We start from the raw sequence: 13,392 nt of genomic DNA, 5'->3' as shown, positions 1-13,392 counted from the left end.
ACTTCGAACATCGCGGCCCGCGAGACGATTCCGGCGGATACCCGGAAACACGGGCGGCCTGTCTGTGAAAAATTCCCCGGGTACACTCTCAGATTCCCGAAAACCATCCTCCGCAACAGAAAATCCCGGTCAGAGGAGGGTCACGCGGATGGTCCTGTTTACAGCCCCGCGCGGCTGATCTCATCATCCAGGAAAAACTGGTCCGCGTCCTCGTCAAAATCAAACAGCTCGGCATAACGCGCCCAGCCCACCAGCGTCTGCAAAGTCTGGGCCGCATAGCCGGGCGACATCCCCTCACACAGCTCATCACGAAACCGCCCGGCATCAGCAACGTGGTTCGGACGCTCATCCAGGATATTGCAGATCGCTTTCGCCAGCGGAACCTGTTGCAACAGCGCATGCCGTAAAATCGTCTTGCGTTCATCAAATTCGCTCATCGAGAAACGGGCGCCTTCTTCCGTCAGAAGAATATCCCCGTCTTCCAGCTCCGCAAATCCAAGAAGCTGCAATGCCTCCACGAGCGGAAACAGATCGTCCAGCTCAAGCTGCGCCTTCTCCGCCAGCAACGGCAGATCCGCCCGCCCGTTCAGTGGTGGCGCCGCAAGACCCTCGATCAGTCCGACCATGCTGCCGATCGTCACAGGTGCAATCGCACTATAAACCGAACCGGATGCCGGCGCGGACAGGCCGCCCTCCGGCAGATCAGCCTCCGACAGCACCGGTGCCCGTCGCGTCATCAGCCCGTAAATCCGGTCGACCAGTTCCCGAAATGCCAGGCCGTCCCGATGACGCGGATGGGGCAGGGAAACAGGCACCTCATGCTCCACCCGCCCCGGATTGGCCGTAAACAGCAAAATCCGGTCACACATCAGCACAGCTTCCTCAATGCTGTGCGTCACCATCAGCATCGATTTCACCGGCAGTTTCTGCTCGCACCACAATTCAACCAAATCGGTGCGCAAATTCTCCGCCGTCAGCACATCGAGAGACGAAAACGGCTCGTCCATCAGCAGCAGATCCGGCCGAACCGACAATGCCCGCGCCAGCCCCGCCCGCTGCGCCATCCCGCCGGATAACTCGCGCGGCCACGCCTTTTCGTGCCCGCCCAGACCAATCAGATCGATCGCCTCCCGCGCCAGCGCCTCGCGTTCTTTCCTCGCAATTCCCTGCGCCTCAAGAACCAGTTCGACATTGTCCTGCACACTCAGCCAGGGAAACAGCGCGCTGGACTGAAACACCATCGCAATCCCCGACACCGGTCCGCGCAGCACCTCGCCACGCCACGTCACCACACCCGATGTCGGCGCCACCAGGCCTGCCATGATCCGCAGCAGCATGGACTTGCCCGACCCCGATCGCCCCAGCAGTCCGACAATCTCACCCGCCGCAATGTCAACCGACACGTCATCCAGAACCAGCAGATCCGCATTGCCACCCCGATGATAGGACTGTCGGATGTCCCGGACCGAAAGCAGCGTCTCCCGTTCGCCCGTTTCCGCCGATCCGGCGCCAGCCAGAGGGGAGGGAGGTTCAGAAAAGGAATCCGGCATCACAGGGTGCATCAGGCCTTCGGTCAGAACAGGGCTCTCCTTTCCACCGGATGTGAAAGAAGATCAGCAACACACCCGGTCACGCTATCGCCACATCGCTCCGGAAGGAAGCCTCATCTGCGCCTCTGTTCTTCCCGTGGCCAGGATGTTACCAGACCGAACTGAATGACAGACGGAGATTAACGGCCAATGTGTAAGGCGCTTATCCTGCTCGCCCTGACAGCCTTCACCCCGGCGGTTGCCTGCGCCGATGCTCTGCCGCAGCATCCGCAGGCCGAAACCCAAGCGCTGAGCCTCGCTGAAAAGGCCATCGCCTTCCGCTCCGTCTCCGGTCCCGGAAACCAGACCCCGCAGGTTGCCGAACTCTTTCGTTCCGCCCTCATCGCAGGCGGCTTCAGGCCAGGAGACATCACCGTTACGCCTTTCGGTGACACCGCTTACATGATCGCACGCTGGCCCGGCGCCGATCCGTCCCTCAAACCGCTCGTCATCTCCGGCCATATGGATGTCGTCGAGGCGAAGCCCGCGGACTGGCAGCGCGATCCCTTCAGCCCCGTCGTCGAAAACGGCTACCTCTTTGGTCGTGGCGCCACCGATATGAAACTCGATGCAGCCCTCGTCATCGCTTCCCTGATCGAACTGAAACGCGAAGGCTATACCCCTCGCCGCGACATCGTCCTCGCCCTCTCCGGCGACGAGGAAACAGCAATGGAAACCGGCAAAATCCTTGCCGACAAACTTTCAGACGCAGATCTCGTCCTCAATGGTGACGTGGGCGTCGGCATCCTCGACGAAAAAACCGGCAAACCCGCTTATTATTCCTGGGAGGGCGCCGAAAAAACCTACGCCGATTTCAGGATGACCGTCACAAACCCCGGCGGCCACTCCTCGGAACCTCGCGCCGATAACGCCATAGACCGTCTTGCCGCAGCCCTGCTCCGTATTCAGAAATATCAGTTCAGACCGGAACTCAATGCGCTGAGCAAAAGCTATTTCATTCATGCTGCGCAGTTCCAGCCCGCGAAAATCTCAGCCGCCATGCGCGCCTTCGCTACAAACCCCGCCGACAAAACCGCCATCGCCACGCTCAGCGCCGACCCGGCCCTGATCGGAAAAATTGGCACCACCTGCGTCGTCACCATGATCAATGGCGGCCACGCCCTCAATGCTCTCCCGCAAAGCGCGTCCGCTAACATCAACTGCCGCATCTTCCCCGGCCTCCCGCGCAGCGCCATCATGGCCGAACTCAGGAAAGCCGCTGCCGATCCGGACGTCCACTTTTCCGATGTTACCCAGGGCTCTGTCGAAACCGACGCCTCACCCATGCGCCCGGAGTTCACCCAGGCTGTCGAACAAGCCATGCACACCATCCATCCCGGCCTGCCCGTATTCCCCGGAATGACCTCCGGCGCCAGCGACAGCATGTGGTTCCGAAGCCACCACATCCCGAGCTATTCCGTCAGCCCGATTTTCCTGAAGCCTTCCGAAGATTTCTCACACGGTCTGAATGAACGAACCCCTGTCGCCAGCATCCCGCCAGCCATCGACTTTTACCTCTCCCTGCTGCCGGCCCTGTCGCATTAAAGCGCCGGTGCTTCCCCGGGCAGCAGGTCTCCGCCGCAATCGAGGCGTGTCCCGATGACAAAAAGAGCGCCTTACGCAGGATATATGATAGCCTGTCATCCGGTTCGCCGATAACCACAGCCAGAAAGCGCCAGTTGTTATGCCCGGCACGTTTCCCCGTCTGCCCGCGCCACCAGGCAGCATCTGGCTGAAGCGCCGGCTCGCCGAACGGATTTCCGGCGTTTTCAACGACCGGGCACAGGGAGAAGCCCCGGTTGTCCGGCAGACCGACGGACTGTTTCCACCCGGGAGCGTCATTCGTCGCGTGCATGGCGACGTCGTCTCCATGATGGCCGGCGGAATCGCAGCCCTGCTCCTGCAGATGCTGCACCCCGCGGTCCTCGCCGGCGTGTGGGATCATTCCCGCTTTCGCGAAGATCTGCACGGGCGACTGAGGCGCACGGCACGTTTCATCGCGCAGACCACCTACGGTCATCGTGAGGATGCGCTGGCCGCAATCGGACGGGTCCGTCGGATTCACAGCACGATCCACGGCATCCTGCCCGACGGCACGTCCTATCGTGCCGATGACCCGTCCCTGCTGGCATGGGTCCACCTCACCGAAGCAACCAGCTTTCTCGCAGGCTGGCGCCGCTTTGCCGAACCGCTGATGCCGGAACATGAGCGTAACCGTTATTTTGGCGAAATAGCTTATATCGGAACAGCGCTCGGCGCAGACCCGGTGCCCCTGACCGAACGGGCGGCATCCCGGCAAATGCAGGCAACACGGAGCCTGCTGAGCGTCGACGAACGCACCCGCGAGATATGCGGCATTCTGCTGACGCAACCGGCCTCATTTCCAGGAAACAGGAATATTTACCGCCTGCTGACACAGGCTGCGATCGATCTGCTTCCGCCATGGGCACGACAGATGCATGGCTTTCCCGAACCGGGCCCCGGGACACCATTCATGCGGGCAGGCACCCTCGGACTGGCAGAGATCGTCCGCTGGGCGTTCCGTTCGTAAAAATCCCGGTCAGGCGGCTCTGCCGCCACCTTTATCCCACCGTCACCCCCGTCGTTCGCCGGCGCACCCACGCCGCCAGCGGCGTCCAGACCAGCGCATCGAAAAACGCGGCAAACGCCGTCATCACCATCACGCCGAATGCCGCCCGCACAGCATCCCCGCCTTCCATTGCTTCCGCGATATAAGACCCCAGACCGTCCGAAATCAGCCTCACATCCCCCCAGCGCACAAACTCCGCCGCAATCGCCAGATTCCACGCCCCGAAAAATGCCGCCCGCGCACCGGCCAGCCACCCTTCGCCAAGACCCGGCAATACAACCGATCGCCACCACATCCAGCCGCGAATATTGTAAGCCCGCGCCGCCTCGAATAATCCTTTCGGAAATGAGGCGACACTCTCCACCAGCCTTGTCGCCAGAAACCACTGCGGCCCGAGCACCAGAAGCGGCATCAGCCAGAACCCGGATGAAAGCCGGAATGTCGTGATCAAGGCAGCCACAAGCGGAAACAGCATGATTGTCGGGACTATGCCCGGAAGCCGCAGAAGCGTCATATGTTTCATCACCGCGCCGCGATGCATCCCCAGCCACACGCCGGGAAACACCCAGATCGTCGCCGTCAGAAACACCATTACCAGCACACGCAGAAGCGTTGAAAATCCCAGCGCCACAACTCGCGTCATCTCGCCCGGTCCGATGTGAAATATCAGAGGCTGCCAGCAAAAAATCAGCGTTGCAGTACACAGCGCCGTCAGCATCGCCGTTTCAGACACAGCCGGTTGCGCGATTACGTCCGCCGAAACCACCGCAACCGGGTTTTTCCCAAGCCGGAGAGTCCCGAGGGCTCGTGCCGTCTGCTGAACATGGCCGCCAAGCCACCCGATCCCTGGCGCCCGCCGTATAAACCGTAAAACCCATGGCTCTCCCGAAGCCCCACATAATGCCTGCCCGTTGTCCTTCGTCACGAACCGCTCCGACCACATCAGAAGAGGACGGAAAACAAGCCAGTCATATCCGGCAACAATCAGAACCATCACCATCACCGCCAGGACCACCGGCCATCCGTCCCCGGTCGTCGCAGCCGCCGAGACATAAGCCCCCAACCCGGGCGCTACAAAATTTACCCGATGCCGTATGAAGATTTCTGCCCAGAGAAGCGCCAGCCAGGCATAAGGCATCGCCCGCGCCGCTCCACGTACAAGCGCCGGAATCGCAGCCGGAACAACCAGCCGCCAGAACGTCTGCCACCCCGTTAGCCGAAATCCCCGTGCCACCAGGGCAAGGTCATCCGGCACGTTTCCCCAGGCCCGCAGAAGCGCCACCATCATCGGGGCTGCCAGAACCGGGAAAACCGAAGCGCATGTCAGCCATTCTCCGATAAAACCATGCCCCGGAAGCAGCATCGAAAAAAGTGGTGCGACAAAAACAAGAAACCCGCAGACCGGCACGGCCCGTAATTCATCGGAAAACGACAATATGTTTTCGCGAAGCCGCTCCGATCCGGCCAGCGCAAACCCGCAACAGATTAAAAATATAAAGGATAAGACAAGAGCCGTCGCCATCCGAAGTGTCGTATGCAACGCGCAGTCCGGCAGCCGGATAAGGGAAAGATGCGCCGCCTGCCGGCCGGAAACCACATCCGATCCAGCCAGAAGATGCACACTCACGCCGGTCAGCATCTCCAGACAAAGGAGACAGATCAGCGCCCGAATACCTGTAAGCCGGCGCACCCCGGACCACAGCGGTAACTCTTCCGCCGAAAAACGTTCAGATGAAAGACTGCCGGAGGCGCTCATGCTTCTCGCGTTTTCTGCCTGTGACAGTGAAATGGAGCCCTTTCCCGGCTCCGTTGTCAAAGGCTCAGTGCACTTTCACTCAGCACAGGACGGAGATTACCGCCCCGTACTGCCAAACCCGCCCGTGCCCCGCTCCGTCACATCCAGATCATCCACCTCGTTCCACAGAACCCGAAACACCGGCGCGATAACCGCCTGAGCAATCCGCATCCCGCGCTCGACCGTAAACACCTCCGTTCCGGTATTCAGCAGAATCACGCAGATCTCACCGCGATAATCCTCGTCGATCGTGCCGGGCGTATTCGGCAGCGTGATCCCGTGCTTCAGAGCCAGCCCGGAGCGGGGCCGTATCTGCAACTCATATCCGGGCGGTAACGCAATGCAGAGTCCGGTCGGAATAATGGCCCGGCCTCCAGGCAATACACTCAGCGATCCCGTCACCGCCGCCAGAAGATCCATCCCGGCCGCGCCCGAAGTCGCATAAGAGGGCAGGGGAAGCCCCTCCGCATGAGCCAGCCGCCGGACAGAAACAGGAATCAGAGGCGCCGTCATACGCAATCTCCCAAAAATCAACAGAAACAGGAAAAATCCGGAACAGGAAAAATCAGGCCCGGCAGGCGCTAAACCCGGTCTCCGCCAGTCGCCATGACCGGCGTCCCGAACCATGCCGCAATCCGCTCCGCCAGCCGCAGCGCCAGATCAGTCTTGGCCAGCAATGGCCAGCGCTCCGGCCCGTCTTCGGTAATCAGAATGACCCGGTTGTCCTGGCCACCCATCACATTCGTACCGGTCGACACGTCGTTCGCCACAATCCAGTCGCATCCCTTACGCGCCCGCTTGGTAATCGCGCCGGCTTCAACATCATTCGTTTCAGCCGCGAACCCGACCACCAGCGCCGGACGTTCCGGTCCCGGCGCGGCCAGCATCGCCAGAATATCCGGATTCGAAACCAGCGTCAGCACCGGAGGCGGCGCCCCGGCCTGCTTTTTAATCTTCCGATCCGAAACCCCGTCTATCCGCCAGTCAGCCACCGCCGCCACACAGACAGCAATATCCACCGGCAGCGCGGTCCGGACAGCACGCTCCATCTCCACCCCGGTCTCAACCCGAACCACATCCACACCCGCCGGATCGGCCAGCATGACCGGCCCGCTCACAAGCGTCACCCGCGCGCCAAGCACCGCCAGAGCCGAGGCAATCGCATAACCCTGCAACCCTGAAGACCGGTTCCCGAGATACCGCACAGGATCAACCGGCTCATGTGTCGGCCCCGCCGTAACCAGCGCGGTTCGCCCGGCCAGAGGCTCCCAGGCCTCGCCCCGCGACCGGAAATCAGCCGGATTCAGGGCGTCATCCTGCCCGAACCATCCCAGAATCTCATCCCGCAATTCAGCAGGCCCGACAAACCGTCCCGGTCCGAATTCACCACAGGCCATCATGCCCTCGTCCGGCCCGATTACCCGCACGCCCCGATCCGCCAGCAACGCCATATTAGCCCGCGTCGCCGGATGCTCCCACATGCGAACATTCATCGCGGGCGCCACCATCACCGGCGTATCCGTCGCCAGAAGCAGCGTGGTCGCCAGATCATCCGCCAGCCCGTGCGCCATCTTCGCCAGAATGTTCGCCGTCGCGGGCGCCACCACCACAAGATCAGCCGAGCGAGACAGCGCGATATGCCCCATCTCCTGCTCATCAGTCAGTGAAAACAGATCCTCGCCAACCGGCTCGCCGCTCAGCACCTGCAACGACAGCGGCGTCACAAACTGCGCCCCCGCCTTCGTCAGAACACAGCGCACATCGATACACGCCGCCTTCAGCAGACGTACCAGCTCAAGCGCCTTATAAGCCGCGATCCCCCCGCTGACGATCAGCAGAACCCGCTTGGCCGCCGTTCCGGGAAAGGCGTCATCAGAGTTCCCGGCGGTCCACGTCATCGAAGATCAGAGCCGCCAGCCGGAGTGAATCGCCGCAATCCCGCCGGACAGCGACTGATATTTCACATGCGCGAACCCGGCCTCGCGGAACATGTCCGCCAGCGTCTCCTGATCCGGGAACATGCGAATGCTTTCTGCCAGATACTGATAGCTCTCACGGTCCTTCGCGATGAGCTGTCCCATCGTCGGCAAAACCTTAAACGACCAGACGTCATAAACAGGCGCCAGAGCCGCAACCTGCACCTGAGAGAATTCCAGACACATAAACCGGCCGCCCGGCTTCAGCACCCGCCGCGCTTCCTTCAGCACAGCCAGCTTGTCCGTGCAGTTCCGCAGCCCGAAGGAAATTGTCACCCGATCCACAGACCGGTCCGCCAGCGGAATCTGCTCGGCATCCACCACGCAGAAGGAGAGGTCGGACACATACCCGCGCGCAATCGCCCGATCACGACCTACAGCCAGCATCTTCTCGTTGATATCGGTCATGATCGCCGGCCCGCCGCCGCCGGCCAGCCAGCCAAACGTCACATCGCCCGTGCCGCCCGCCAGATCCAGCAGAGACAGACCCGGCTGCGGCGCAAGCTGCGCGTTGAACATCCGCTTCCAGACCCGATGCACGCCCAGCGACATCAGGTCGTTCATCACATCATAGCGACTCGCAACACTGTCGAACACCGCCCGCACCAGAGGCTTCTTCTCGGTAAGCGGGACGGCACGATAGCCGAAATCCGTGGTTTTATCGGAAGCCGCGCCCGGAGCGTCAGCCGTTTCATGAGTCTCATAAGAGGCATTGTCGGTCATAGCGCCGACCTATAGCGTGTTTGTCGCAATGCCAGAACTCCCCGAAGTCGAAACCGTGATGCGCGGAATGCGTGCCAGCCTCGAAGGCCACCGGATCACCTCCGCCGTCGCCCGCCGGCCCGACCTCCGCTGGCCCCTCCCGAAGAACCTGACAACAATCCTCAACGGGCGCCGCATCGAAAGTTTCCGCCGCCGCGGCAAATACATCTTCATGCGACTCTCCGGCGGCATGTCGATGCTGCTGCATCTCGGTATGTCCGGTCGCGTCACCCTGAACGCTTCCGACGACGTCACCCTCCATGAGCACGTCACGTTCACGACAGAAGAAGGCCGTCGCTTCGGTCTCATCGACCCCCGCCGCTTCGGCGCCATCGACCTCGTGCCCACGAACGAAGAAGAGTCCCATCGCTTCGTCGCGACCATGGGGCCGGAGCCGCTCAGCCCCGCCTTCACCGCCGACACCCTGGCCGAGAGCCTCGCAGGCCGTCGCTCCCCGATCAAAGCGATGCTTCTCGACCAGCGCGTCGTCGCCGGGCTCGGTAACATCTACGTTTGCGAAGCCCTGTTCCGTGCCCGCATCCATCCCGCCACGCCCGCCGGAAGCCTGACAAAGCCCGCCATCCGTCGCCTCGTCCATGCCATTCGCGCCGTTCTGACCGAAGCCATCGCCGCCGGAGGCTCCAGTCTGCGCGATTACGTTCAGCCTGACGGAGAACTGGGGTATTTTCAGCACGCCTGGCGCGTCTACGGGCGGGCAGGCCAGCCCTGTCCCGAATGTTCGAAAGGGAAGGGGAAAGAAGCCTGCCCGGGAATCATCAAAATCATGCAGTCCGGCCGCTCGACCTTCTTCTGTCCGCGTCAGCAGCCGGAACCGGCGCAATCGTGATCCGAACCGAATACTCCGTGCAGGCAGGCGCGCAGGGTCGCCAGGCTCACAGTCGTCAGAGAACCTGCTTGACGTGCGGACCGGCACTGGACTAGAGAAACCAACCTTATTCGGGCGTAACCGTCGGACAGACGGCCTGCGCATCAACACATCGATCTTGCTGGACCAGACAGAAAACAATGGCGAACATCGCATCCGCTCGTAAACGCATCCGTCAGACTGAGCGCCGCACCCTGCGCAACACCGCCCGCATCTCCCGGATGCGGACCTTTATCAAAAAGGTCGAAACGGCAATCGCGTCGGGAAACAAAGACGAAGCGAAGTCCGCCCTGCAGGCAGCTCAGCCGGAAATCCAGCGCGCCGCCACCAAGGGTGTCATTCACCACAACATGGCTGCCCGTAAAATTTCGCGGCTGTCTTCGCGCGTCAAGGCAATCGCCGCTGCGTGAAGACGGATCTGGCGCTGCCGAAATCTGATGCGTAAGTGTTAATGATTTCAGCGGCTCAGGTATTATTCCGCTTGTGTTTAAATCAGCCGGAATACCATCATGGTATTCCGGCTGATTTGTTTAAGAATGTCTTGTAACGAATAAATCGTGACCAGATATTACCAGGCTATTCAGGAAGTTTAATACCACGGGTAAATTGCGCAACCGAGTCGAGAATCTCGTTGCACCTCGCGAGTCCATGCTCTACTTTCTTCCGAACAGCCTGATATACAGACGCAGGCCATCTGGCTGCTCATCGTGGTCAGTGGCGGATGGCAGAACTGGCGGGAATTCAGACCGCAACCGGCCTTCTGTGTCTGCCGTTTGCGCGGGTGGTCTGGCAAAAGAATTTTCGGCGGCGCTGCTCTCTCATGGCGCGTGCCTGTAAACAGAAACGATTACTGGAGTCGACGGAGGCGTGCCGTAAAGCAGGTCGCGTCCGTCACGACTCCCGGGAAATGGGTGCACGCGGAAGATGCCGGTTCCAACACAGTCTGAGAGATTGGTGAATGACGGCCTGCCAGACGCTGAACAGGCCATTGCAGGTGGGTTTGCCAGCCTTCTGACCGACGCCTGGAGCCGTATCGCCGCCCGCATGAAATCAGAAGTCGGTGACGTTGAATACCGCACCTGGCTTCAGCAGATCGTCCCGGGTCCGGTTGACGGCGACGAAGTCACGCTTCTTCTCCCCACACGTTTTCTCCGGGACTGGGTGCGCAGCCAGTACGGCGATCGTCTGAGTGCGCTGTGGAACCAGGAAATCCCGGCGATCCGCCGCGTCGAACTTCAGGTCATGCGACCGGGCGATGCGCCGCCGCCTCAGGAAAGCACTGAAACCCCCGCTATCCGGCCGGCGGCCCTTCCGGCCACACCGCCCCCGGCCCGTCTTGCCGAACGCACACCGGAACGCTCCGGTGATGTTCGTTCGGATCTGGCCGCCCCGCTTGACCCGCGCTTCACCTTCGATACCTTCATCGTCGGTAAGCCTAATGAATTCGCCTATGCCTGCGCCCGTCGCGTTGCGGAAAAGCCCTCCAGCGCCGGTTTCAATCCGCTCTTTCTCTACGGCGGCGTCGGCCTGGGTAAAACGCACCTGATGCATGCCATCGGTGCCGAACTGATGCGTGAAGGTCGGATTTCCGTCGCCTACATGTCCGCTGAAAAGTTCATGTACCGCTTCATCGCCGCCATCCGCTCGCAGTCCACGGTGGAATTTAAGGATCAGCTCCGCTCCGTCGATGTCCTGATGATCGATGATCTTCAGTTTCTCATCGGCAAGGACAACACACAGGAAGAGTTCTTCCACACCTTCAACGCGCTCGTGGACGCCGGACGTCAGATCGTCGTTTCCGCCGACAAATCCCCCTCGGATCTGTCCGGCCTCGAAGACCGTCTCCGCACCCGCCTCGGCTGCGGCATGGTCGCCGACATCCACGCGACGACCTTCGAACTCCGCATCTCGATCCTGGAAGCCAAAGCCGCCGCATCAGGCGTCACCGTCCCGGCGAAAGTGCTGGAATTTCTTGCCCATAAAATCACTACCAACGTCCGCGAACTCGAAGGCGCCCTCAATCGCCTGATCGCCCACGCCAACCTCTTCGGGCGCCCGATCACGCTGGAATCCACCCAGGAAGTCCTCCACGATCTCCTCAAGGCCCACGACCGTCGCGTCACCATTGAGGAAATTCAGCGCAAGGTCGCCGAGCACTGGAACATCCGCCTTACGGATATGTCCTCCGCCCGCCGCGCCCGCGCCGTCGCCCGCCCGCGTCAGGTAGCCATGTATCTCGCAAAACAGCTCACCAGCCGCTCACTTCCCGAGATTGGCCGTAAATTTGGCAACCGCGATCATACGACCGTCATGCATGCCGTCTCCCGCATCACCGAACTGATGGAGCGGGATACCGCCTTCGCCGAAGACGTCGAACTCATGCGCCGCATGCTCGAAAGCTGAACCGGATCGCCGTTTCTTCTGTCAACCACCATGCGTGCGCCGCCTTTCGGTAAAATGAGTGCCTGCCACCACGTCTTCCTGCATGACCCGTCGCCATAACAGATGCTCCGACAAAGCCAAAAAAAGCCTCCGGGCAGCCTTTGCCACCAGCGCCCGGCCTGTTAAACTCATCCATTAAATTTTGCCCGGCTCAGAACCGACCGGGCTGGCGCGGGCCTCCCCGTCCGCCCCACAGAGGAACAGGCGTCGATGAAGTTTACGGCCGAGCGTGCCACTCTGCTCAAGGCTCTCGCTCATATCCAGAGCGTCGCGGAAAAGCGGAATACTATCCCCATCCTGGCCAATGTGCTGATCGATGCGCGTGACGGTCGTCTCGCCCTGACCGCGACCGACATGGAAATCGCCATCGTCGAGGAACTTCCGGCCACCATCCATACACCTGGTTCCGCAACGGCCCCCGCCGCCGTTCTCTATGAAATCGTCCGCAAGCTCCCCGATGGCAGTGACGTCGAACTCAGCCATCCCGGCGGTGACGCCCAGCTCGATCTGCGTGCCGGTCGCTACGCCACCCGCCTGAATGCCCTGTCCGTCGACGATTTTCCCTCCATGGTCGCCGGAGACCTTCCGCACCAGTTCAAACTGAACAGCACGGTTCTGAAATCTCTCATAGACCGCTCGCGTTTTGCGATCTCAACCGAAGAAACGCGCTACTACCTCAATGGTATCTATCTGCATGTCACGGAAGGCGACACGGGCGGACTGCTGCGTGCCGTCGCAACGGACGGTCATCGTCTCGCTCGTGTTGAAACAGAAGTGCCCGCAGGCGCGTCCGGAATGCCCGGCGTTATCATCCCCCGTAAAACCATCGGCGAAATCAGGAAACTTCTTGATGAAGCTCCCGAGGAAGTGGATGTCTCGGTCTCCGATACCCGCATCCAGTTTACTGTCGGGTCGATCACCCTCACATCCAAGCTGATCGACGGCACCTTCCCGGAATACCAGCGCGTTATTCCGTCAGGAAATAACCGGACACTACGCGTCGGGAAAAAGGATTTTTCGGACGCAGTCGCCCGCGTCGCCGCGATCAGTCAGGAGCGTTCCCGCCCTGTCAAACTCGCTCTGTCGCGTGACCTGCTGATCCTGTCCGCTACCAGCGCCGACCAGGGCACGGCAAAAGAAGAACTTGACGACAATCGCGTGACCTATGACGGCGAAGACATGGAGATCGGCTTCCAGGCCCGTTATCTTAATGACATCACCGACCAGGTCAGCAAAGATGTCGAATTTGTCTTCGCCGACAGCGCGGCGCCGACCATTGTGCGCGATGTTGACAGCCCCTCAGCACTCTATGTGCTCATGCCGATGCGGGTCTGAGACCCGTCCCGGCCGCA

The 13,392-nt window shown here is 61.0% G+C and carries 11 protein-coding genes; 6 read left to right on the top strand and 5 right to left on the bottom strand.

The genetic code is table 11. The features are described from left to right. Positions 1 to 158: 158 nt before the first annotated feature. Positions 159 to 1,550, bottom strand: coding sequence for an ABC transporter ATP-binding protein (locus GOB90_RS10285; protein ID WP_146890948.1), 1,392 nt, complete (start codon positions 1,548 to 1,550; stop codon positions 159 to 161). 189 nt (positions 1,551 to 1,739) lie between these two features. Between GOB90_RS10285 and GOB90_RS10280 the strand changes: the two genes are divergently transcribed. After that, a complete protein-coding gene (locus GOB90_RS10280) occupies positions 1,740 to 3,134 on the top strand; it encodes a M20/M25/M40 family metallo-hydrolase (RefSeq protein WP_146890951.1) in 1,395 nt (464 codons plus the stop codon). 139 nt (positions 3,135 to 3,273) lie between these two features. Next, on the top strand, positions 3,274 to 4,140 hold the full coding sequence (locus tag GOB90_RS10275; RefSeq protein ID WP_146890954.1) for an oxygenase MpaB family protein: 867 nt from the start codon (positions 3,274 to 3,276) through the stop codon (positions 4,138 to 4,140). Positions 4,141 to 4,171: 31 nt separating this feature from the next. On the opposite strand, the gene GOB90_RS10270 is transcribed toward GOB90_RS10275, so the two are convergent. The 4 genes from GOB90_RS10270 to GOB90_RS10255 all read right to left on the bottom strand — a co-directional run bounded on the left by GOB90_RS10270 (position 4,172) and on the right by GOB90_RS10255 (position 8,673). Next, on the bottom strand, positions 4,172 to 5,935 hold the full coding sequence (locus GOB90_RS10270) for an ABC transporter permease subunit (protein ID WP_146890957.1): 1,764 nt from the start codon (positions 5,933 to 5,935) through the stop codon (positions 4,172 to 4,174). Positions 5,936 to 6,031: 96 nt separating this feature from the next. Then, on the bottom strand, positions 6,032 to 6,487 hold the full coding sequence (gene dut, locus GOB90_RS10265) for a dUTP diphosphatase (RefSeq protein WP_146890959.1): 456 nt from the start codon (positions 6,485 to 6,487) through the stop codon (positions 6,032 to 6,034). Positions 6,488 to 6,555: 68 nt separating this feature from the next. Next, a complete protein-coding gene (coaBC, locus tag GOB90_RS10260; RefSeq protein ID WP_146890963.1) occupies positions 6,556 to 7,872 on the bottom strand; it encodes a bifunctional phosphopantothenoylcysteine decarboxylase/phosphopantothenate--cysteine ligase CoaBC in 1,317 nt (438 codons plus the stop codon). A 6-nt stretch (positions 7,873 to 7,878) separates the two neighbouring features. Then, on the bottom strand, positions 7,879 to 8,673 hold the full coding sequence (locus GOB90_RS10255; RefSeq protein WP_146890966.1) for a class I SAM-dependent methyltransferase: 795 nt from the start codon (positions 8,671 to 8,673) through the stop codon (positions 7,879 to 7,881). Positions 8,674 to 8,701: 28 nt separating this feature from the next. Here GOB90_RS10255 and mutM point away from each other — a divergent pair, with 28 nt between their 5' ends. The 4 genes from mutM to dnaN all read left to right on the top strand — a co-directional run bounded on the left by mutM (position 8,702) and on the right by dnaN (position 13,375). Further along, a complete protein-coding gene (gene mutM / locus GOB90_RS10250) occupies positions 8,702 to 9,559 on the top strand; it encodes a bifunctional DNA-formamidopyrimidine glycosylase/DNA-(apurinic or apyrimidinic site) lyase (RefSeq protein ID WP_146890969.1) in 858 nt (285 codons plus the stop codon). A gap of 179 nt (positions 9,560 to 9,738) precedes the next feature. After that, a complete protein-coding gene (gene rpsT / locus GOB90_RS10245; protein WP_146890972.1) occupies positions 9,739 to 10,008 on the top strand; it encodes a 30S ribosomal protein S20 in 270 nt (89 codons plus the stop codon). 544 nt (positions 10,009 to 10,552) lie between these two features. After that, positions 10,553 to 12,001 carry a chromosomal replication initiator protein DnaA gene (dnaA, locus tag GOB90_RS10240; protein ID WP_373322139.1) on the top strand — a complete coding sequence of 483 codons (1,449 nt, stop codon included), beginning with the start codon at positions 10,553 to 10,555 and terminating at the stop codon, positions 11,999 to 12,001. 249 nt (positions 12,002 to 12,250) lie between these two features. After that, complete coding sequence (dnaN, locus tag GOB90_RS10235) at positions 12,251 to 13,375, top strand: DNA polymerase III subunit beta (protein WP_146890978.1); 1,125 nt, start codon at positions 12,251 to 12,253, stop codon at positions 13,373 to 13,375. Positions 13,376 to 13,392 lie beyond the last annotated feature (17 nt).

Source organism: Acetobacter oeni (assembly GCF_011516825.1).
GTDB lineage: Bacteria > Pseudomonadota > Alphaproteobacteria > Acetobacterales > Acetobacteraceae > Acetobacter > Acetobacter oeni.
The sequence above is the reverse complement of the archived record's forward strand: the minus strand, read 5'-3'. Positions and strand labels throughout refer to the sequence as shown.